This window comes from Streptomyces sp. NPDC028308 (assembly GCF_055565855.1).
Window position 1 is genome coordinate 190,467 of record NZ_JBVHTO010000015.1, and the last position, 21,503, is coordinate 211,969.

The following is a 21,503-nucleotide window of genomic DNA, read 5'->3' on the forward strand; positions in this document are numbered from 1 at the left end:
GGAAAGTCGAGATGTGCCGAGCGCTCCGGCCCCGGCCGCCGCACACGGCCCGGACCGCCCCTCAGTGCTGTGCCGCACCCACGAGCGCCTCGCTCTCGGACTCCCGCCGCCGCATCTCCCGCAGGGGCCCGTCCACCGCCGCCAGCTCGGCGTACGGTCCCCGCTGCACCACACGCCCTTCCGCCAGCACGATCACCTCGTCCACCGCGTCGAGCCCGGCCAACCGGTGCGTGATCACCACGGTCGTACGGCCCTCGGTCGCGGCGAGCAGATCTGCGGTGAGCGCGTCCGCCGTCGGGAGGTCGAGGTGCTCGGCGGGCTCGTCGAGGACGAGGACGGGGAAGTCGGCCAGCAGGGCCCGTGCCAGCGCGAGCCGCTGCCGCTGCCCGCCGGACAGCCGGGCCCCGTGCTCGCCGATCAGCGTGTCGAGCCCGTCGGGCAGCGCGCCCGCCCAGTCGAGGAGCCGGGCCCGCGCGAGTGCGTCCCGCAGTTCGCCCTCCGTGGCGTCCCTGCGGGCCAGCAGCAGGTTCTCGCGCACGGAACTGTCGAAGAGGTGCGCGTCCTGGGCGCACAGCCCGACGAGCCGCCGTACGTCGTCGCCGTCCATCGCGCGGGCGTCCACGCCACCGAGCGTGTACGTGCCCGCCGCCGGGTCCAGGAACCGCAGCAGCACCTGCGCCAGCGTCGTCTTTCCGGCGCCGGAGGTGCCGACCACGGCGACCCTGCGCCCCCGGTCGAGCGTGAGGTCGAGCCCGGCCAGCGCGTCCCGATGCTGTCCGGCGTGACGGGCGGTGAGCGACCGCACCCGCAGCGGGAACGGCGACGCGGGCGCGGGCTCCGGCAGCTCCGGCTCCTGTACGGGCTCGGGTGCGTCCAGGACCTCGTACACCCGCTCCGCGCTCCTGCGCACCCGCTGGCGGTACTGGACGGCGAGCGGCATCCCCAGCACGGCCTCGAAGGCGGCCAGCGGGGTGAGGACAACGACGGCCATCGTCACACCGCCGAGGCGCCCGTCGGCGACGGCCTGCGCGCCGACGAGTGCGGCGGCCGTCACCGTCAGGCCGGACACGAGGGCGGTGAGACCGTCCCCGAGCGCGGTCGCCGTGGCCGCGCGGGAGGCGATGCCGGTGAGCACGGTGTCGGCGTCGCGCGCCTGCGCGGTACGCGACGGGAGGGCACCGGCGACGGTCAGCTCGGCCGTCCCGGTGAGCAGGTCGGCCACCCGGGTCGCGAGCACTCCGCGGGCGGGCGCCAGCCTGCGCTCGGCGCGGCGGGCCACGGCGCCGGTCAGCAGGGGCACCCCGGCACCGGCGGTGAGCAGACCGAGGGCGAGGACGGCGCCGGCCTCGGGCAGCAGCCAGGCGGTGAAGCCGACGGAGGCGGCCGACACCACCAAGGCGGCACCGGCGGGCAGCAGCCACCGCAGCCAGTAGTCCTGGAGGGCGTCCACGTCGGCGACGAGCCGGGACAGCAGGTCGCCTCGCCGGGTGGAGCGCAGTCCGGCGGGCGCCAGCCTCTCCAGGCGCCGGAACACGGCGACCCGGGTGTCGGCCAGCATGCGCAGCACCGCTTCGTGGGACACGAGCCGCTCCGAGTACCGGAACACCGCACGCCCGATGCCGAACGTCCGCGTGGCCGTCACGGCCATCATCAGGTAGAGCACGGGCGGCTGCTGCGACGCCCTGGAGATGAGCCATCCCGAGGTCGCCATCAGCCCGACGGCGCTGCCGAGCGCGAGGCTGCCGAGCAGGAGAGCCAGGACGAGACGGCCGCGCCTGGCGTCCGCCATGGTCCGCACGCGCGCCAGCACTCCGCCGCGCTCGTGGCGGACGGGTGCCCCCGAGTGCTCCCGCCCCGTCGCCTCACCCGCGTCCACGAACACCGGACCGGTCGCGGCAGCGGCCGGCACGACAGCCACCAGACTGTCCCCCGCGACGGAGGACCCGACCTGGTCATTCGAAGAACGGGGTGCGGAGGCCGAGACCGACGTGCTCCGAGCGGAAGGCGCGACCGACGTACGGGGCGCGGAAGGCGCGACGCCGGGTGCCGGGACCGATGTCCGGGGCCCGGAGACGGTGGCGCCCGGTGCCGGGACCGTCGTCCGGAGCCCGGTGGCGGCGGGACCGGCGGCTTCCGGGAGGTGGAACTCCTGGGGCGTCGGCTCCAGCCGCACCACCCGGTCGGCCACACCCAGCAGCGCGGGCCGGTGGACGACGAGCAGCACCGTCCGCCCCACCGCGAGCCGCCGCACCGCCTCCACCACCTCTGCCTCCGTCGCCCCGTCCAGGGCGGCCGTCGGCTCGTCGAGGAGCAGCACCGGCCGGTCCGCCAGGAACGCCCGGGCTAGGGCGAGGCGCTGGCGCTGACCCGCGGAGAGCCCGGTGCCGTCCTCGCCGAGGACCGTGTCCACCCCGTCGGGCAGAGCCGCGACGAAGTCCAGCGCGCCCGCGTCGGCGAGCGCCCGCGTGAGTGCCGCGTCGTCGGCGTCGGGGCGTGCCAGCCGGACGTTCTCGGCGACGGACCCCGCGAACAGGTGAGGGCGCTGCGGCACCCACGCGATCCGCGAGCGCCATTCCGTCAGGTCGGCGGACGTGAGATCGACGTCCCCGGCCAGCACCCGTCCCGACGTCGGCCGTACGAAGCCGAGGAGCACGTTGAGGAGCGTCGACTTGCCCACGCCGCTCGGCCCGACGAGGGCCACCGTCTCGCCCCGCTCGACCGTGAACGACGCGTGGGACACCGCGTCGGCCGACCGCCCGGCGTACCGCACGGACACGTCCTCGAAAGTGATCCGTCCCTCCGGCGCTACGAGCGAACCGGACGCCGGCACGGGGGTCTCCAGCACCGCGAAGATCTCCTCGGCCGCGGCCAGCCCCTCGGCGGCGGCGTGGTACTGCGCGCCTACCTGCCGCAGCGGCAGGTAGGCCTCGGGCGCGAGGACGAGGATGACCAGCCCCACGTAGAGGTCCATGTCGCCGTGGACGAGCCGCATGCCGATGGTGACCGCGACGAGAGCGACCGAGATCGTGGCGAGCAGCTCCAGCACGAAGGACGACAGGAAGGCGATCCGCAGCGTCCGCATGGTCGCCTGCCGGTACTCACCGGTGATGCGCCGGATCGACTCGGCCTGCGCCTTCGCCCGGCCGAACACCTTCAGGGTCGGCAGTCCCGCGACCACGTCCAGGAAGTGGCCCGACAGCCGGGACAGCAGCTGCCACTGACGGTCCATCTGGGACCGGGTGACCCAGCCGATCAGCACCATGAACAGGGGGATCAACGGCAGGGTGCCGACGATGATCGCCGCCGAGACCCAGTCCTCCGTGACGATCCGCGCGAGCACGGCCACCGGCACGACCACCGCGAGCCCCAACTGGGGGAGGTAGCGGGAGAAGTAGTCGTCGAGGGCGTCGATTCCCCGTGTGGCGAGTGCGACGAGGGAACCGGTGCGCTGCCCGCCGAGCCATCCCGGTCCGAGCTGCGCGGCCCGCTCCAGCACCCGCCCACGCAACTCCGACTTCACCGCCGCACTCGCCCGGTGTGCCGCGAGTTCCGTCAGCCAGGAGACGAGGGCACGACCGATCGCGACGAGCGCCAGCAGGGCGAGCGGTGTGGCCAGTTCACCGGCCGAGCGGCCGTGCTGGAAGGCACCCACCACGATCTCGGCGATGAGCATGGCCTGAGCGATGACCAGTGCCGCCCCGGCCGTTCCCAGGCCGACGACCGCCACGAGGAAGAGGCGAGTGGCGCGGGCGTACCGGATCAGGCGCGGGTCGATCGGTTTCACGTGAAACACACTCTCGGTTCAGCGGGTGCGTTCCGAGCGGAAACGCACCCTTCGTTCCAGACGGCATGTTTCACGTGAAACATGCCCCTCGGCACGCGGGCTCAGTGAGCGACGTCCGCGATGTGCTGCGTACCGATCCGCTTGCGGAACACCCAGTAGGTCCACGACTGGTAGAGCAGGACCAGCGGCGTGGCGATCCCCGCGCACCAGGTCATGATCTTCAGCGTGTACGGACTCGACGAGGCGTTGGTGACCGTCAGGCTCCAGTCCGCGTCGAGCGAGGAAGGCATGACGTTCGGGAAGAGCGTCAGGAAGAGCATGGCGACGGCGGCCACGATGGTGAGCCCCGAGAGCGCGAACCCCCAGCCCTCACGCCCCGCCTTTACTGCGCCCAGGGCCGCGACCAGTGCGGCCACCGCCACCACCATGGCGACCAGGGACTTGCCGTCCCCGCTCTCCACCTGCGTCCAGAGCAGGAAGAGCAGCGCCAGCACGGCGGTCACCGCACCGACCTGGAGCGCCAGCTTCCGTGCCCGCTCACGGATGTCCCCCACGGTCTTGAGCCCGACGAACACCGTCCCGTGGAAGGTGAAGAGCGTCAACGTGACCAGGCCGCCCAGCAGGGCGTAGGGGTTGAGCAGGTCCCAGAGGGTGCCGACGTACTCCATGTCGGAGTCGATCTTCACCCCGCGCACGATGTTGCCGAAGGCCACGCCCCACAGGATCGCCGGGATCAGCGAGGTCCAGAAGATCGCGGTCTCCCAGTTGCGCTGCCAGCTCTCCTCGGCCCGCTTGACCCGGTACTCGAAGGCGACACCGCGCACGATCAGGCAGAGCAGGATCACCAGCAGCGGCAGGTAGAAGCCGGAGAAGAGGGTCGCGTACCACTCCGGGAAGGCGGCGAAGGTCGCACCGCCCGCGGTGAGCAGCCACACCTCGTTGCCGTCCCAGACGGGTCCGATCGTGTTGATGAGGACCCGCTTCTCGGCGCGGTCGCGGGCCAGCAGCCTGGTGAGCACCCCGACCCCGAAGTCGAAGCCCTCCAGGAAGAAGTAGCCGGTCCACAGGACGGCGATGAGGACGAACCAGACGTCGTGAAGTTCCATGACTCAGCAGCTCCCTGGGCCTAGTAGGAGAAGGCCATCGGCTTGTCGGCGTCACGGGAGTCGCCGCCGATCCTGGTGGGCGGGTTGAGGTCGTTCTCGGTGAGCTCGGGCGGCCCGGCCTTGACGTACTTGACGAGCAGCCTGACCTCGATGACGGCGAGGACCGCGTACAGCGCCGTGAAGGCGATCATCGAGGTGACGACCTCGCCCTGCGAGACACCGGGGGAGACGGCGTCGCGGGTCTGCATCACGCCGTAGACGACCCAGGGCTGGCGTCCCATCTCCGTGAAGATCCAGCCCCACGAGTTGGCGATCAGCGGGAAGGCCATGGTCCACAGCGCCGCGAGCCAGTACAGCCGGGTGAGCCTCGATCCGAGCGGCTTCTTCAGCAGCACCAGGTGCGGCACCTCGTCGTCGCCGGTCCGGTGGGCGGCGGGCAGCAGGAACCTCTTGCGCGTGAGCCACAGGCCCAGCAGGCCGAGCGAGAAGGACGCCATGCCGAAGCCGATCATCCACCGGAAGCCCCAGTAGGCGACGGGGACGATGGGCTTGTAGTCACCGGGGCCGAACTGCTCCCGCAGTTCCTTGTTGGTGTCGTTGATCCCGGGCACGTAGGACTCGAAGTCGCTGTGGGCGAGGAACGAGAGCAGTCCGGGTATCTCCAGGGCGACCTTGTTGTGCCCCTTGTCGACGTCCCCGTAGGCGAACACGGAGAACGGCGCCGGCTTCTCGCCATCCCACAGCGCCTCGGCGGCGGCCATCTTCATCGGCTGCTGCTCGTACATGACCTTGCCGAGGGTGTCGCCGCTGATCGCCGTGAGCAGTCCGCCGACCGCGAGCGTGACCAGGCCGAGCCGCAGCGAGGTGCGCATCACCGGGATGTGCTTCTTGCGCATGAGGTGGAAGGCGGCGATGCCCACCATGAAGGCACCACCGGTCAGGAAGGCCGCCGAGAAGCTGTGGAAGACCTGGTTGAGCGCGGTGTTCTGGGTCAGGACCCGCCAGAAGTCGGTGAGCTCGGCGCGGCCCTTCTCCTCGTTCATCCGGTAGCCGACGGGGTGCTGCATCCACGAGTTGGCCGCGAGGATGAAGTACGCCGACAGCAGCGTGCCGATGGAGACCATCCAGATGCAGGCGAGGTGGATCTTCTTCGGCAGCTTGTCCCAGCCGAAGATCCACAGGCCGATGAAGGTCGACTCGAAGAAGAAGGCGATCAGGGCCTCGAAGGCCAGCGGCGCACCGAAGACGTCACCGACGAAGCGCGAGTAGTCGGACCAGTTCATGCCGAACTGGAACTCCTGCACGATGCCGGTGACGACACCCATCGCGATGTTGATCAGGAAGAGCTTCCCCCAGAACTTGGTGGCCCTGAGGTACTTCTCGTTCTCCGTGCGCACCCAGGCGGTCTGCAGGCCGGCGGTGAGCGCGGCGAGCGAGATCGTCAGGGGGACGAAGAGGAAGTGGTAGACGGTGGTGATGCCGAACTGCCATCGCGCCAGTGTCTCCGGCGCCAGAGCCAATTCCACGTCGTCAGTCTCCTTACGTCACCGCCGTGGTTGCGGCGGCCGCTTGCCCTCTTTGTCACGCACATCACGGAGCAAACGGGACACGCTTGTGAACGCGTTCACATTCACAAGCAATTATGACGCATGCCCGTTCGAAGCGTGAGCGGCGGGGGGTCCCTAAGTGCGGGCCGGTCGGCCTCTGGCGCGAAGACGCCGGTCAGGACCCTTGGCAAGCACTTCAACATATTGTTGAATCCGCGCATGCAGATACGGATCTCCTGGCCGGCGGGACACCTCACCGCGGCCCTCGACGACACCCCGACCACCCAGGTCCTCGCCCGGGCGCTGCCGCTCGTCTCCACTGCCCGCACCTGGGGCGAGGAGGTCTACTTCGACACGGGCGTCGCGGTCGCCGTCGAGGGCGACGCCCGGCAGGTCGTCGCCCCGGGCACGGTGGCGTTCTGGACCGACGGCGACGCCCTGGCCCTCCCTTACGGGCCCACGCCGATCTCACAGGGGTACGGGCTGCCCGCGGACGAGTTCGAGGGCGAGTGCCGCCTCGCGAGTCCGTGCAACCTTCTCGGCCGCGTGGAGGGCGACCCGCGCGTCCTCGCGACCGTCCGGGACGGCGACCCCGTACGCGTCGAGCTCGTGGACGAGCGGTGGTCCCCGCCGGATGCGGCGAGGACCACCGAAGGAAACGTGTGACTTCCGGAAGGCCGGTCAGCAGGGAGTGAGCCCAGGACGCCCGGCGTCACCACGGGCTCGCCACCGGGCCGGGCGCAGAGGCGCGGGTCCGCCAGGAGGGACCGGGCCCACCGGGCCGAGCGCCAGAGGCCCGGCCCTCACCAGAAGGGACCGGGCCCGCTCGCCGGGGTGAGGGCAGAGGCACCCGGCGTCGCGGCGCTTCCGCGGCGCCTACAGCTCCCTGCGGAATCCTTCCGCCACCTTCAGGAAGATGTCGTTCGCCTCGGCCTCGCCGATCGTCGCCCGCATCCCCTCGCCGGCGAACGGCCGTACGACGACACCGGCCTGCTCGCAGGCCGCGGCGAAGTCGAGCGTGCGCTCCCCCAGCCGCAGCCACACGAAGTTGGCCTGCGTCTCGGGCACCGTCCAGCCCTGACCGCGCAGCGTCTCGACCACCCGCTGGCGCTCGCACACCAGGGCGCCGACCCGGCCGAGCAGCTCGTCCTCGGCGCGCAGCGAGGCGATGGCGGCCTCCTGGGCGAGCTGGCTCACGCCGAACGGCACCGCCGTCTTGCGCAGCGCGGCCGCCACGGGCTCGTGGGCGATCGCGAAACCGACCCGCAGACCCGCCAGGCCGTACGCCTTGGAGAAGGTGCGCAGCACGCACACGTTGGGCCGCTGCCGGTAGATCTCGACGCCGTCCGGCACCTCGGGATCGCGGATGAACTCGCGGTACGCCTCGTCGAGGACCACCAGGACGTCGCTCGGCACCCGGTCCAGGAACCGCTCCAGCTCGGCCCGGCGCACCACGGTGCCGGTCGGGTTGTTGGGGTTGCAGACGAAGATCAGCCGCGTCCGGTCGGTGATCGCGTCCGCCATGGCGTCCAGGTCGTGCACGTCACCCGAGGTCAGCGGGACCCGCACCGAGGTGGCGCCGCTGATCTGCGTGATGATCGGGTACGCCTCGAAGGACCGCCAGGCGTAGATGACCTCGTCGCCCGGCCCGCTGGTCGCCTGCAGCAGCTGCTGGGCGACCCCGACCGAGCCGGTGCCCGTGGCGAGGTGCGAGAGCGGCACCCCGAAGCGGTTCGACAGCTCGTCCATCAGGCCCGTGCAGGCCATGTCCGGGTAGCGGTTGAAGGACCCGGCCGCCGCGGTCACCCTCTCCATCACGCCGGGCAGCGGCGGGTAGGGGTTCTCGTTCGACGACAGCTTGTACGCCACCGGGCCGTCGGCCGCGGCGGCCTTGCCGGGCTTGTAGGTGGGGATACCCTCCAGCTCGGCACGCAGCTTGGGGCTCGTCTCGCTCACCGCAGTCCTCCTCGCGACCACCACCGGCTCATGACCCGCACCGGCATCCAATGCTTCTCACCTTATGAGGATTCGGCCCCACTGCGAATGGGGCTGTGGACAGCCGCCCGCATCCGCGAGGTCATCCCCACCCGAAGGTGTACGAGCCGCGCAAAACAGGGGGCGCACCGTCCGCTTCGACACGCGCCGGTGGCTCACTCCGTGGCGCGCGTCCCTCGTCGGGGTGAGTTGAGACCTCTTCGAAACATGGCCCACTTGGCAGGCTTGTGCGCGCCGACAAGTCACGTACTGCCATTGCATCGTTCAAACACCTCTGAATCAAAGGCAGTTGACGCTTTTCGATCATGCAGAAACGTGCCTGTCAACGAGTGAATATGCGTCCGCACTACCCCACCGCATGAGCCCTACTATCGGCTCGCCATGACAGCAGCAGGGAAGCACCAGGTGAGCCGGGCGGACACTCCCCGCCGAGGCGGTCGGCCGGGCCGGGCGGGCATCAGAGACGTGGCCGCAGCCGCCGGAGTCTCCATCACGACCGTCTCCGACGCCCTCAACGGGAAGGGCCGGCTGCCGGACGCCACCCGACGCCATGTCCGGGAGGTGGCCGACCGGTTGGGTTATCGCCCCTCCGCGGCGGCCCGAACCCTCCGTACCGGCAAGTCGGGCCTCATCGGCCTGACCGTGACGACGTACGGGGATGAACCTTTCACCTTCACCGAGTTCGCCTACTTCGCCGAGATGGCCAGAGCCGCCACCTCCGCCGCCCTCGCCCGGGGTTACGCCCTGGTCATCCTGCCCGCCACCTCCCGACACGACGTCTGGTCGAACGTCGCGCTCGACGGCACCGTGGTCATCGACCCCTCCGACCACGACCCGGTGGTCAGTGAGCTGGTCCGCCAGGGCTTACCGGTCGTCTCCGACGGCCGCCCGGCCGGCTCCCTCCCGGTGACCGCGTGGGTCGACAACGACCACGAGGCGGCGGTCCTCGGCATCCTCGACCACCTGGCCGACGCCGGCGCACGCCGGATCGGCCTCCTCACCGGCACCACCACGGACACCTACACCCACCTCTCCACGAGCGCGTACCTGCGCTGGTGCGAGCGCGTCGGCCAGGACCCGGTGTACGAGGCCTACCCCGCGCACGACCCGTGCGCGGGCGCCGTCGCCGCCGACCGGCTGCTCGCCCGGCCCGACCGCCCCGACGCCGTCTACGGTCTCTTCGACCCGAACGGCACCGACCTGCTGGCCGCGGCCCGCCGCTACGGCCTGCGCGTACCGGACGACCTCCTGCTCGTCTGCTGCAGCGAGTCCACCGTCTACGCCAGCACCGAACCGCCCATCACCACGCTCTCCCTGAAGCCCCGCCGGATCGGCACGGCCGTCGTCCAGCTCCTCATCGACGCCATCGAGGGCCTCGAATCGGACCAGCCGGTCGAACAGGTGATACCGACGGAGCTGATCGTGCGTACGTCCTCCGAGCGACGTCCGCCGCGCACGACGGTCAGCCCGCCGCGGTCCCCGGAGGAGGGCTGAGTCACAGGTGGCGGGACCGGCGCCGAGTGGGAAGCACCACCCAATTGGGGCGAAAGCCGCGGTGAAGCGAGGTCTTGCTCCGATTCACCACCCCTGGGTCATCACATGGCGCGATCCGCATTCCTATGATGGGCGGACGACACCGCGGGCCGCTGCGACCAGGCAGTCCGAAGCGGTGCAGATGCGGCGCGATGGTGGTGGAGGGGTCGATGACTCAGGGGGCCGGTCAGGGACCCGAGGTGCTGCGCACGGCGACGCTGCGCGACTTCCGGGTTCCCGCGTACGTCCACGAGACCGGTCCGTACGCGCAGAGCTCGCCCCCCGAGGAGGGCGCGCCGTCCGTCCCGGAGCCGGCGGAGTACACGCCGACCCAGCGCGATCTGCCCGTCATCAACCGGGGGGACACGCTCCAGGTCCACGTCGACCCCGCCGCCGCGCCCGCCCCGCAGCCCGCCGAGGGACCCGGCCCGCTGTACGTCGTCGGTGACGTGCACGGCTACCTCGACCAGCTCGTCGCGGCGCTCCAGGCGCAGGGCCTCATCGACGCCGCGGGCAACTGGTGCGCCGGCACGTCCCGGCTGTGGTTCCTCGGCGACTTCACCGACCGCGGCCCGGACGGCATCGGGGTCATCGACCTCGTGATGCGGCTGTCCGCCGAGGCGGCGGCGGTCGGCGGCTACTGCAAGGCGCTCATGGGCAACCACGAGCTGCTGCTGCTCGGCGCCAAGCGGTTCGGCGACACTCCCGTCAACTCCGGTGCGGGGACGGCCACCTTCCAGGCCGCCTGGCTCCTCAACGGCGGCCAGAAGACCGACATGGACCGCCTCCAGGACCACCATCTTCAGTGGATGGCCCGCCTGGACGCCATGGAGATCTCCGACGGGCATCTCCTCGTGCACTCCGACACCACCGCCTACCTCGACTACGGCGACTCCATCGAGGCGGTCAACGACACCGTCCGCGAGACCCTCACCCGCAACGACGCCGACGAGTGCTGGGACCTGTTCCGCAAGTTCACCAAGCGCTTCGCCTTCCGCGACGACGGTGGCGCCGAGGCGGTCCGCTCGCTCCTCGACACCTACGGCGGCGCACGCATCGTCCATGGCCACAGCCCCATTCCGTACCTGCTGGGCGAGGTCGGCTCGGAGGACGGCGAGGACAACGCGGGCCCGACGGTCGAGGGACCGCACATCTACGCCGACGGGCTGGCCATCGCGATGGACGGCGGAGTGACCATGGCCGGAAAGCTGCTGGTGCAGCAGCTCCCCCTGGGTAGCTGAGTGTTCGCCGGGCAGGTGTCCCCCGCGAAGGACCCTGCCGGGCAGAGGGCAATTTCCGGAAACCCTCTGTCATCGTGTGCCCTCGCAGCTCTACCATCGGCTTATCCGTAGCAGGCTCCCCTCCGTTTCTGCCCGACGGCTCGTCAGCGTGCGAGCCACCAGCCCTACGGAGCATCGGGGGATGCACATGAACAGCGTTCCGCAGCACCTGCTGAACGAGGACCGCCAGGATTACGAGCGGATCCTCGATGAGGCGCTGCGCTCCGCACCACACCGCCCGGAACTGGCCGCGGTCGGCAAGCGGCTCAACCCCGAACAACTGCGCACCATGGCCCTGAACGCCACGGCCCTCATCACGGCGGCCGCGGCGGCCGAGTACCAGCACTACGTGACGGTCCGCGACGAACTGCGCCGGCCCGCGTCGTCCGCCCCTTCCGTCCGCGAGGAGTCCGGTTCCACCGAGCCCGGTTCGGGCGCGGTCGGGCTGGCCACCACCATGGGGGAGGTCGCCGAGACGGCCGGAGCCGGTGCCATGGCCGTCGTCGCGGTGCTCGCCCCTGTGCTCGCCGGGACGGCCGCGGCGATATTCCTGCTGGTCGGCTACATCCTGAAGATGCTCGACCCCGAACCGGCGTTCGCGAGGACGATCCTGACCACCGGATGGGTCTTCGGAGCCGTCACTGCGGTCGCGATCCTGGCCGCCGCGGTCGGGCTCCTGCTCACGGCACTGCGCGACGGCGGCTCCTCCTTCCAGGCCGAGGACAGCGGCGAGCTGAACGAGGAGGTGACCCGGGCGGGGGACGCCTGGCGCGAGGCCCTGCTGGAACGCGGCATCCTGCCGTTCCTTCGGGAGGCGCTCGCCGACTCAGGCACGACGGCCGTCAGCCCCAAGTCCCCGGAGCCAACCGGCCGTATGCCGCATCTGGGGTACGGGCGACCGGGGTTCAGCAGCCCGGACGGGGGCCCGGCAGCGGGCCCGCGGCCGAGCTACAGCAGTCCGGACTTCTCCAGCCCGGACTTCGGAGGCCCGGAACACCAGCCGGAGTGACCCCGGCCCGACGTCCCACCAGGCCGGAAGCCCACCGGTAACCCACCGGCGCGCGACGCGACAGGCCGTCGACCATCGACCGCCCAGGCGCCAACCCGCCGGTCCCCGGACGGAGTTCGGCAGCCGGACCGAGCTCCACCTCACCTGTGCCGCCGGACCGGCACCTCGGCCCGGCGGACCGGTTCGAGGTGGCCGCACCCGGCGCGCCGTCGGGCCCGTGGTGCTCCGGGTGCCGCGCACCGCTAGTACGGGTCCCTGCCTGCGCCCCGCACAGGGAGCGCAGGCAGGCGGCACAGCGGGCGTCCGGACCGAGCGATCGTCTCGGTCGCGACCGCCGAGGCCCCGTCCAACCGCGTCAGTCCGCCAAGGGCAGATAGACCCGGTTGCCCGCCGCGGCGAACTCCTTGGACTTCTGTGCCATGCCCTCCTCGATCTCCGACGGCGAGTTCCCGTGTTCGCGCCGGATGTCGTGCGAGATCTTCATCGAGCAGAACTTCGGCCCGCACATCGAGCAGAAGTGCGCCGTCTTGGCGGGCTCCGCCGGCAGCGTCTCGTCGTGGAACTCCCGTGCCGTGTCCGGGTCGAGAGCCAGGTTGAACTGGTCCTCCCAGCGGAACTCGAACCGGGCGTCGGACAGCGCGTCGTCCCACTCCTGCGCGCCCGGGTGCCCCTTGGCGAGGTCGGCCGCGTGAGCGGCGATCTTGTAGGTGATCACGCCGGTCTTGACGTCGTCCCGGTTGGGCAGACCCAGGTGCTCCTTGGGCGTGACGTAGCAGAGCATCGCGGTGCCCCACCAGGCGATCATCGCGGCGCCGATACCGGAGGTGATGTGGTCGTACGCCGGGGCGACGTCCGTCGTCAGCGGGCCGAGCGTATAGAACGGAGCTTCATCGCAGATCTCCTGCTGGAGGTCGATGTTCTCCTTGATCTTGTGCATCGGGACATGCCCCGGGCCCTCGATCATGGTCTGTACGTTGAAACGCTTCGCGACCCTGTTGAGTTCCCCGAGTGTCCTCAACTCGGCGAACTGAGCGGCGTCGTTGGCGTCGGCGATCGACCCGGGCCGCAGCCCGTCGCCGAGCGAGTACGTGACGTCGTAGGAGGCGAGGATCTCGCACAGCTCCTCGAAGTTCTCGTAGAGGAAGCTCTCCTTGTGGTGCGCGAGGCACCAGGCCGCCATGATCGAGCCGCCGCGCGAGACGATGCCCGTCTTCCGGTTGGCGGTGAGCGGCACGTACGGGAGGCGGACGCCCGCGTGGACCGTCATGTAGTCCACGCCCTGCTCCGCCTGTTCGATGACGGTGTCCTTGTAGATCTCCCAGGTCAGCTCCTCGGCGCGGCCGTCGACCTTCTCCAGCGCCTGGTAGAGCGGCACGGTGCCGATGGGCACGGGGGAGTTGCGCAGGACCCACTCGCGCGTGGTGTGGATGTTGCGCCCGGTGGACAGGTCCATGACCGTGTCCGCACCCCACTGGGTGGCCCAGGTCATCTTGTCCACCTCCTCCTCGATGGAGGAAGTGACCGCGGAGTTACCGATGTTGGCGTTCACCTTCACCAGGAACCGCTTGCCGATGATCATCGGCTCGATCTCCGGGTGGTTGACGTTCGCGGGCAGCACCGCACGGCCGGCGGCGATCTCCTCGCGTACGACCTCGGGGTCGACGTTCTCGCGGACCGCCACGAACTCCATCTCGGGAGTGACCTCGCCGCGGCGGGCGTACGCGAGTTGCGTGACGGCCTCTCCGGGGCGGCCGCGGCGCGGCTGACGCGGCCGGCCGGGGAACACCGCGTCCAGATTGCGCAGTCCACCGCGCGGGGACGTGTGCTTGATGCCGTCGTCCTCGGGACGCACGGCCCGGCCCGCGTACTCCTCGGTGTCACCGCGGGCGATGATCCAGTTCTCGCGCAGCGGCGCCAGCCCCCTGCGTACGTCGGTGTCGACGGTCGGATCGGTGTACGGGCCCGAGGTGTCGTACAGCGTGACCGACTGCCCGTTGGTGAGGTGCACCTGACGGACCGGCACCCGCAGGTCGGGGCGCGAGCCCTCGACGTACGCCTTGTGCCAGCCGATGGACTTCCCGGCCTCGCCGTTCCGGAGCGAGGCGGATGCCTCGTCCGTCTGGCCGGAGGCAGGCGTGCTTACGTCCTTGTTGGTCATGAGACCTACTCCCTACGCCGGCATTACCCGGTAACAGGTTCAGCGGTCGACGCAGCGATGTCCGTCTGCCGATGTTTCATGTGAAACATCGCAGAGACGGAGGTCAGCGCCCTCTCAGCCCGGTGCTCCGAGCTCCCGCGTGTGCAAAGGTGCCTCCACGCTAGCGTCATATCTGGCGCGGTGAACAGAGGGCCCCCTCCGTTCTTGCGATGATCGGTCGGTGACCACGACGCAGCAGCCCCCGTATCCGCCCTCCGAGCCGCCGCACGGACACGGCGCCGGCCCCGGTTCCGGCCACGGGTCCGTACCCGGCCCCGGCCCCGGTGACGGCCCCCGCCGTGGACCGGGTGGCGGCGGCGGTCCCGGGCCGGGTGGTGGCAGCGGCCCCGGGTCAGGCGGCGGGCACGGTCCTGCGCCGGGCGACGGACACGGTCACTCGCACAGCCACGGCCCGGCAGCCCCCGTCTCCAAGCATCTCCGCAAGGTCATCGCCGCGATCCTGATCCCGTTCGCAGCCGCGGTCGTCGTGGGCCTGGTGGTGCTCTGGCCGGGCGGGGCACCCTCGCACGAGCGGACCGGCGTCGGCTTCGACCGGCAGACCCAGGGAGCCACGGTCACCCAGGTCGACGAGGTGGACTGCAAGTCCGTCAACGCCTCGGGGGACACTCCGACCGGTGACACCTCCACCGCCGAGGGGTCCTCCGCGCAGCAGCAGGCGACGGGCGACTGCAAGAAGGCGACCATCCGGATCGACACCGGCAAGGACAAGGGCCGCACCTTCACCGAGATCGTCCAGCCCGACCAGTCACGGCAGTTGCACGAGGGCGAGAAGGTCGTGGTCGCCTACGAACCCTCGGCGCCCGTGAACCTCCAGTACTCCGTCACCGACGTGAACCGGAAGCTCCCCATGGCGCTCCTCGCCGGGATCTTCGCGCTGGCCGTCGTCGTGGTGGGCCGGCTGCGCGGTGTCATGGCGCTGGTCGCGCTGGCCGTGAGCTTCCTCATCCTGACGTTCTTCATCCTGCCCGCGATCCTGCAGGGTTCGAATCCGCTGGTCGTGGCGGTGATCGGGGCCAGCGCGATCATGCTGATCGCCCTCTACATGTGCCACGGCCTCTCGGCCCGGACCTCGGTCGCGGTACTGGGCACGCTGCTGTCCCTGCTGCTGATCGGCGTGCTGGGCTCGGGATTCATCGACTGGGCCGCGCTGACCGGCAACGTGGACGACAACACCGGCCTCATCCACGGCCTCTATCCGTCCATCGACATGAGCGGCCTGCTGCTCGCCGGCGTCATCATCGGCTCGCTCGGCGTGCTCGACGACGTGACGGTCACCCAGACCTCAGCCGTCTGGGAACTGCACCAGGCCGACCCGACGATGGGCTGGCGCGGGCTGTACCGGGCGGGGATCAGGATCGGCCGCGACCACATCGCCTCCGTTGTCAACACCCTGGTGCTGGCGTACGCGGGCGCGGCCCTGCCTCTCCTGCTGCTGTTCTCGATCGCCCAGAGCAGTGTCGGAACGGTCGCCAACAGCGAGCTGGTCGCCGAGGAGATCGTGCGCACCCTGGTCGGCTCGATCGGCCTGGTCGCCTCCGTTCCGGTGACCACGGCGCTGGCCGCCCTGGTGGTCTCGGCGGACCGCAAGGACAGCTCGGGCGTTCCGGCACCCGCGGGCGCCACGGCTCCGCGACTCAGGGCCCCGGCACGCGGTGGGAAGGGCCGCCGGCGCAAGCACTGAGCGGAGAGGAAGCGTTACTCCACTGGGGCAGGCGGTCGGGCGGATCAGCCCGCGCTCTGCTCCTCCGCCAGGATGCGGTCCAGCGCCTCGTCGAGGTGGGTGTCGAAGTCCGCGAGGGAACGCTCCTGCCCGAGCGGCACCAGCTTGTCCGTACGGTCGAGGAAGGCCACCAGCGGGGCCGTACCGGACCGGAACAACGCGTGGTCGCACCCCACCTGAAGCCGGATGAGCACCTCACCGAACGCCTCGGGGTCCGCGGGGGTGATGTGCACATCCCCGTCACCGCACGGCCGGCCCACCCCGTCGATCAGCAGCTCCCGGCCGAACGCCCACGTCACCGGTGCGTCACCGGGCAGGTGGAAGGTCAATCGCACGGCGAAGGGATCACTGGTCTCATAACGGAGTTCCACCGGAATGCGGAAGGAGAGCTCCTCCGATACGAGAAAGCTCATCATCACTTCTGCCTGCACCGACTCGCGCATCGTCAACCCCGTCGTTTGCCGTCGACTGGCCAGGAATCATCCTCCTGACACTGCTGGCATCTTGCTCAACGTACACGGCAGATCACAAGGAGTGAGTTTTCAGATGCTGATAGAGATCGTCAGCGTTCCCAGCATCCGGCCGATTTCGGCCTGCAGCTGACGGGCCACGGGCAGCAGTCGGTCCACCTGATGGAAGGGCAGGGAAATGGCCACTGTGGCGGCCGTCGCCCCCGCCGTGATGGGCAGCGCGGCGCACACCGTCCCGAGGGCGTACTCCTGCCGTTCCACGATCGGTTCCATCCGCCTCGCCCTTTCCAGGCGGCGCAACAGGGTCCGTTCGTCACGCACCGTGTTCGGAGTGATGGACTGTACCGGGTAGCGGGCAAGGTGGTCCCGGCGGCCCTCCTCGTCGAGCTGGGACAGCAGGCACTGGCCGATCGCGTGGGCGTGGCCGGTCTCCCGGAAATCCGCCCACTCCTCCACCGCCGGGCTGCCCGGAGTGTCGGCGACGGACACCACCTCGATCTCACCGTCGCGGTAGATGGCGTAGTAGATGGGCACACCGAGCGCCTCGCTCCACTGGGAGAGCGCGTCATTGACCGTGCTGCGACGTTTCTGCTGTGCTCCGCTGCTGCCCAGCCGCTCGGCCGCCTCACCGAGGAAGAACAGCCCCTTCTCCCGGTGCAGATAGCCCTCGTGGACCAGCGTGCGCAGCAGGTGGTAGGCCGTCGGCAGGGCGAGGCCGGCCTCACGGGCCAGCTGTTTGGCGGGGGCTCCGCTCTCGCGTGCCGCCACGGCCTCCAGCAGGCGCATCGCCCGCTGGACGGAGCCGATGAGGGTCGTGTGCGGCTCCGGGGGCGCCGCCTCGGTGGGGGACGTGCGTGGCTGCACGGGCGGGACGCGCGTCCCCGCCGGTGTGTTCGATCGCTGGACGGGTGGAGCGGGTGATTCTGCGGGTGCGGTGTCAACCGTGGCCAAGGGTCACTCCCGGAGCGCGAGGAGGGCCGCCCGTGCGGGGGAACACGGGAGGAGGGTGCGCCGCCCGCGGGGGTCTGCCCCGCGTCGATTCCGGACTTTAACCGCCCGCCACCGCTCGCCGGCCGCCCGCGCGGGAAACTTCCCCCGGGCGAGGGAACCTCAGCTTCCTGTTTCCCGTTGCCCGTTACCCACCGGACGGACCCGCTTCGGCGTCACCAGTCGCTGCGCGAGGAGGAACTCGACATGAACTTCCGTACGACGTAGATCAGTCCGCCGACCAGCGCGACGAAGACCAGCACCTTGAACAGCAGCCAGATCACCACGCTGACGACGCTGACTATCACGCTGCCGAAGACGACCAGGGCGATGACCGGCACCGCGACCCACTTCACCCACCACGGCATACCGTTGAAGATCTCTCGCATCGCCCCGTCCTCACCTCTTCGCCCGTCGCCCCGGGTCCGGGACTGTGCTTTCCGGGAAATCGGACCTCCGGAACGCATGCCGTCCGGATCTTTGACGTCCTGCTTCGATGCTATGGCCGGGGAGGGGGCCGCCGGGGGCCCGGCGCCCCTTGTCTCCCCCTGACCGGTCCCCTAGGGAACCCTGAGGCGCGACTCAGCTCTCGGGCGGAGAGAAGACCACCAGGACCCGCAGGTCCTCGGTGATGTGGTGGAACTTGTGGGCGACGCCCGCGGGCACGTAGACGACGCTGCCCCGCCCGACCTGGGTCGTCTCCAGGCCGACGGTGATCGAGGCCCGGCCGCTGACGACGAAGTACACCTCGTCCTGCTGGTGGGGCTTCTGCGGGTCAAGTTCGCCCGCGTCCAGGGCGTACAGGCCCGCCGACATGTTCCGTTCACGCAGGAACTGCAGGTAGGCACCGTCGTTGGCGGCGCGTTCCGCCTCCAGTTCGTCCAGCCGGAATGCCTTCATCGACCTCGTCCGCTCCTGTGCGCCCACGACCGTGATCACAGCCGTATGGTGAATCGATCTCTTCTGCCACGATCAGACACATGAAGAATTTCGTAGTCAAGACGATCGCCAACGCGGGAGCCCTGGCCGTCGCCGTGTGGCTGCTCGACAAGATCACCCTGACCGGCGACAGCACCGGCAAGGAGATCGGCACGCTGATACTCGTCGCGCTGGTCTTCGGCCTGGTGAACTTCCTGGTCAAGCCGGTCGTGAAGGTGCTGACCTTCCCTCTGTTCATCCTCACCCTGGGTCTGATCACCCTCGTGGTCAACGCCCTGATGCTGCTGCTGACCTCATGGCTGGCCGGCGAACTCGACCTGAGCTTCCACGTGGAGGGCTTCTGGACGGCCGTGCTGGGCGGACTGATCATCTCGGTGGTGTCCTGGGCGCTGAACGTCGTCCTGCCCGACAACGACGACTGAGCACCGGCCGACGCGACCCCTGGAGGCCGGCCGCCGCGGTCCCGGTGGCGGCGCCGATCCGGACGCACCCGATCCGTATGACGGACGTCCGGACGGCTTCGCGGGGTGTCCTGAGAGGGTGGGGGCGGCGGGCGCTGGTCCGCTCGCCGCGATCCACCAGCACGTGAAGGGACGGGCAGCATGACTTCCGGGGAATTCGGTACGGAGACCGGTGACGGCACGCGCGCGGTACGGGCCGGACTGCCCGAACCCGTCAAGTACGAGCCGACGCTCCCGGGTCCCGTCTTCGCGGCCCACTTCCATCTGCCGGGCGATCCCACGGGCCCGTACACCTACGGCCGGGACGAGAACCCGACCTGGACGCTCCTGGAGCGGGCCATCGGCGAGCTCGAGTCACCCAAGGACGGCGGGGTCACCACACTCGCCTTCCCGTCGGGGATGGCCGCCATCTCGGCCGTCCTGTTCTCCCAGCTGCGCGCCGGTGACGCCGTGGTCCTGCCGGACGACGGCTACCAGGTCCTGCCGCTGGTGCGCGAGCAGCTGACCGCCTACGGCATCGAGGTGCGCACCGCTCCGACCGCCGGCGACGCGCAACTCGACGTGCTCGACGGCGCGAAGCTGCTGTGGATCGAGACCCCGTCCAACCCGGGCCTGGACGTGTGCGACGTGCGGCGGCTCGTCGCGGCCGCGCATGCGCAGGGCACCCTCGTCGCCGTCGACAACACACTGGCGACCCCGCTCGGCCAGCGTCCCCTCGAACTCGGCGCCGACTTCTCGGTGGCCAGCGGCACCAAGATGCTCACCGGGCACGGCGACGTCCTGCTCGGTTACGTGAGCGGGCGGACCGCCGAACTGATGGTCCCCGTCCGCCGCTGGCGCAAGATCGTGGGGGCGATTCCGGGCCCCATGGAGGCCTGGCTCGCGCACCGCTCGCTCGCCACTCTCCAGCTGCGGGCCGACCGGCAGAACGCCAACGCCCTCGTGATCGCCGAGGCGCTGCGCGGCCGTCCCGAGGTGAGCGGGCTGCGCTACCCCGGGCTGCCCGACGACCCCTCGCACAAGATCGCGTCTCAGCAGATGCGGCGCTTCGGGTGCGTGGTCTCGTTCACGCTGCCCACGCGCGCGCGTGCCGAACGTTTCCTCGGCGCGCTGCGGCTCGTGGACGACGCGACCAGCTTCGGCGGGGTCCGGTCCACGGCCGAACGGCGCGGCCGGTGGGGCGGGGACGCGGTGCCGGAGGGCTTCATCCGCTTCTCGGCCGGTGCCGAGGACCCGCAGGACCTGGTCGCGGACGTGCTGCGCGCGCTCGACGAGTCGGCGGAGTGACGGCCGCCTGACCATCGGGTGCGTCCACAGGCGTCGCCGGACGGGCGGCCGCGCGCACGAAGACGGTCCGAGCCTCCCCCCTCGTGGCTCGGACCGTCGCGGGTCTCCGCGCGAAGAACCGTGCCCACAAGGCTAGTTGACTCTGTGTCAGTGTCCAATCACGGTAGCGACAGAGACCTATCGACTTATTTATAGTTGGGGTTCGCTCGGGGGTGCTGGGAGGGGAGGGGCAGCATGGATCTGGCCCTGCTGCGCACCTTCGTGACCGTGCACCGGGCCGGTTCCTTCACTCGTGCCGCCGCTCTGCTGGGCCTCTCGCAACCCGCGGTGACCTCGCAGATCCGCACGCTGGAACGCCAGCTGGGCCGGCCTCTCTTCCTGCGTCAGGCCCGCGGGGTGACGCCCACGACCATCGGCGACGAGCTCGCCCACAAGGCGGCCCCGCATCTGGACGCCCTGGTGGAGATCACCGCGTCCGGCCTGGACGAGGACGCGTCCGCACGCACCCTGCATCTGGCGGGCCCTCCGGAGTTCACCGCGGAACGGGCGCTCCCCGCTCTCACGGAGCTCACCGGTGACGACGGCCAGGGCCTCGCGCTGCGCGCTTCCTTCGGGAACGCGGAGGAGACGTTGGAGGGACTCGCCGCCGGCCATCATGATCTGGCCATCACGACGGCCCGCCCCCGGGGCGCCCTGCTCACCTCGACTGCGCTCTGCGACGAGGAGCACGTCCTGGTGGCCGCCCCGAGCTGGGCCGCCCGGATCGGCGCCGGAGAGCTGCGCTGCAAGGGCTCCCACGCCCTCGAAGGCCTTCCCGTGGTCGAGGTGCACGAGTCGCTGCCGCTCGTCTCCCGGTACTGGGCCTCCGTCTTCGACTCCCGGCCCGCCGCCTCGGGCACCGTCATCGTGCCCGACCTGCGCGCCGTCCTCGCCTGCGCCGCCGCCGGAGCCGGCCTCGCGGTGCTGCCGCGCTACCTGTGCTCCCACGCGCTGGACGCCGGAGACGTCGTGCCCCTGCACGACCCGGCGGTGCCGCCGCTGCGCACGTACTTCCTCGTGGTGCGCACCGGGACACTGGCGATGCCCCACATCGCCCGGGCCTACGAGTGGCTGCTGCACGCAGCGGGGGAATGGAGCTGAGTCCCTGTCCTGGCCTCGCTCCTGTCC

At 70.6% G+C, this 21,503-nt stretch carries 17 protein-coding genes; 8 read left to right on the forward strand and 9 right to left on the reverse strand.

The genetic code is table 11. The features are described from left to right. Positions 1 to 61 precede the first annotated feature (61 nt). The 3 genes from cydD to ACZ4VA_RS32960 form a co-directional block, all read right to left on the reverse strand. Positions 62 to 3,784 (reverse strand): thiol reductant ABC exporter subunit CydD, encoded by a 3,723-nt coding sequence (gene cydD, locus ACZ4VA_RS32950; RefSeq protein WP_468083631.1) that lies wholly within the window; start codon positions 3,782 to 3,784, stop codon positions 62 to 64. Between the two features lie 101 nt (positions 3,785 to 3,885). Continuing rightward, entirely contained in the window at positions 3,886 to 4,890 is a 1,005-nt protein-coding gene (gene cydB, locus ACZ4VA_RS32955; RefSeq protein WP_355783651.1) for a cytochrome d ubiquinol oxidase subunit II, read from the reverse strand. A gap of 20 nt (positions 4,891 to 4,910) precedes the next feature. Next, positions 4,911 to 6,416 (reverse strand): cytochrome ubiquinol oxidase subunit I, encoded by a 1,506-nt coding sequence (locus ACZ4VA_RS32960; RefSeq protein WP_355783653.1) that lies wholly within the window; start codon positions 6,414 to 6,416, stop codon positions 4,911 to 4,913. Positions 6,417 to 6,656: 240 nt separating this feature from the next. On the opposite strand from ACZ4VA_RS32960, the gene ACZ4VA_RS32965 reads away from it, so the two are divergent. Then, the gene (locus ACZ4VA_RS32965; RefSeq protein WP_356238105.1) at positions 6,657 to 7,103 is read left to right on the forward strand and encodes a cyclophilin-like fold protein; all 447 of its coding nucleotides are present in this window, start codon (positions 6,657 to 6,659) and stop codon (positions 7,101 to 7,103) included. Between the two features lie 210 nt (positions 7,104 to 7,313). Here the strand turns inward: ACZ4VA_RS32965 and hisC are convergent, their stop codons facing one another. Further along, complete coding sequence (gene hisC / locus ACZ4VA_RS32970; RefSeq protein ID WP_355782347.1) at positions 7,314 to 8,393, reverse strand: histidinol-phosphate transaminase; 1,080 nt, start codon at positions 8,391 to 8,393, stop codon at positions 7,314 to 7,316. 420 nt (positions 8,394 to 8,813) lie between these two features. Here hisC and ACZ4VA_RS32975 point away from each other — a divergent pair, with 420 nt between their 5' ends. The 3 genes from ACZ4VA_RS32975 (at position 8,814) to ACZ4VA_RS32985 (ending at position 12,254) form a co-directional block, all read left to right on the forward strand. Beyond that, complete coding sequence (locus ACZ4VA_RS32975; RefSeq protein ID WP_355782344.1) at positions 8,814 to 9,926, forward strand: LacI family DNA-binding transcriptional regulator; 1,113 nt, start codon at positions 8,814 to 8,816, stop codon at positions 9,924 to 9,926. Positions 9,927 to 10,120: 194 nt separating this feature from the next. Then, on the forward strand, positions 10,121 to 11,206 hold the full coding sequence (locus tag ACZ4VA_RS32980; protein ID WP_355782353.1) for a metallophosphoesterase: 1,086 nt from the start codon (positions 10,121 to 10,123) through the stop codon (positions 11,204 to 11,206). Positions 11,207 to 11,387: 181 nt separating this feature from the next. Then, positions 11,388 to 12,254 carry a hypothetical protein gene (locus ACZ4VA_RS32985; protein ID WP_468083634.1) on the forward strand — a complete coding sequence of 289 codons (867 nt, stop codon included), beginning with the start codon at positions 11,388 to 11,390 and terminating at the stop codon, positions 12,252 to 12,254. A 355-nt stretch (positions 12,255 to 12,609) separates the two neighbouring features. Here ACZ4VA_RS32985 and thiC read toward each other — a convergent pair whose 3' ends face one another. Beyond that, positions 12,610 to 14,412 carry a phosphomethylpyrimidine synthase ThiC gene (thiC, locus tag ACZ4VA_RS32990; protein WP_355782338.1) on the reverse strand — a complete coding sequence of 601 codons (1,803 nt, stop codon included), beginning with the start codon at positions 14,410 to 14,412 and terminating at the stop codon, positions 12,610 to 12,612. Between the two features lie 220 nt (positions 14,413 to 14,632). Between thiC and ACZ4VA_RS32995 the strand changes: the two genes are divergently transcribed. Beyond that, entirely contained in the window at positions 14,633 to 16,153 is a 1,521-nt protein-coding gene (locus tag ACZ4VA_RS32995) for a YibE/F family protein (RefSeq protein ID WP_355782336.1), read from the forward strand. Positions 16,154 to 16,197: 44 nt separating this feature from the next. On the opposite strand, the gene ACZ4VA_RS33000 is transcribed toward ACZ4VA_RS32995, so the two are convergent. The 4 genes from ACZ4VA_RS33000 to ACZ4VA_RS33015 all read right to left on the reverse strand — a co-directional run bounded on the left by ACZ4VA_RS33000 (position 16,198) and on the right by ACZ4VA_RS33015 (position 18,549). Continuing rightward, positions 16,198 to 16,635, reverse strand: coding sequence for an SsgA family sporulation/cell division regulator (locus tag ACZ4VA_RS33000; protein WP_355782333.1), 438 nt, complete (start codon positions 16,633 to 16,635; stop codon positions 16,198 to 16,200). A 99-nt stretch (positions 16,636 to 16,734) separates the two neighbouring features. Beyond that, positions 16,735 to 17,526 carry an IclR family transcriptional regulator gene (locus tag ACZ4VA_RS33005; protein WP_388904839.1) on the reverse strand — a complete coding sequence of 264 codons (792 nt, stop codon included), beginning with the start codon at positions 17,524 to 17,526 and terminating at the stop codon, positions 16,735 to 16,737. A gap of 299 nt (positions 17,527 to 17,825) precedes the next feature. Continuing rightward, on the reverse strand, positions 17,826 to 18,038 hold the full coding sequence (locus tag ACZ4VA_RS33010) for a DUF5326 family protein (RefSeq protein ID WP_355782330.1): 213 nt from the start codon (positions 18,036 to 18,038) through the stop codon (positions 17,826 to 17,828). Between the two features lie 193 nt (positions 18,039 to 18,231). Further along, positions 18,232 to 18,549, reverse strand: a complete 318-nt coding sequence (locus tag ACZ4VA_RS33015) for a cupin domain-containing protein (RefSeq protein WP_121404964.1) — start codon at positions 18,547 to 18,549, stop codon at positions 18,232 to 18,234. 80 nt (positions 18,550 to 18,629) lie between these two features. Here ACZ4VA_RS33015 and ACZ4VA_RS33020 point away from each other — a divergent pair, with 80 nt between their 5' ends. The 3 genes from ACZ4VA_RS33020 to ACZ4VA_RS33030 all read left to right on the forward strand — a co-directional run bounded on the left by ACZ4VA_RS33020 (position 18,630) and on the right by ACZ4VA_RS33030 (position 21,476). Continuing rightward, complete coding sequence (locus tag ACZ4VA_RS33020; protein ID WP_355785372.1) at positions 18,630 to 19,010, forward strand: phage holin family protein; 381 nt, start codon at positions 18,630 to 18,632, stop codon at positions 19,008 to 19,010. A gap of 180 nt (positions 19,011 to 19,190) precedes the next feature. Continuing rightward, positions 19,191 to 20,336, forward strand: a complete 1,146-nt coding sequence (locus ACZ4VA_RS33025) for a cystathionine gamma-lyase (protein ID WP_355785369.1) — start codon at positions 19,191 to 19,193, stop codon at positions 20,334 to 20,336. Between the two features lie 234 nt (positions 20,337 to 20,570). Continuing rightward, positions 20,571 to 21,476: a LysR family transcriptional regulator gene (locus ACZ4VA_RS33030; protein WP_356163666.1), complete on the forward strand. Its 906-nt coding sequence runs from the start codon at positions 20,571 to 20,573 to the stop codon at positions 21,474 to 21,476. Positions 21,477 to 21,503 lie beyond the last annotated feature (27 nt).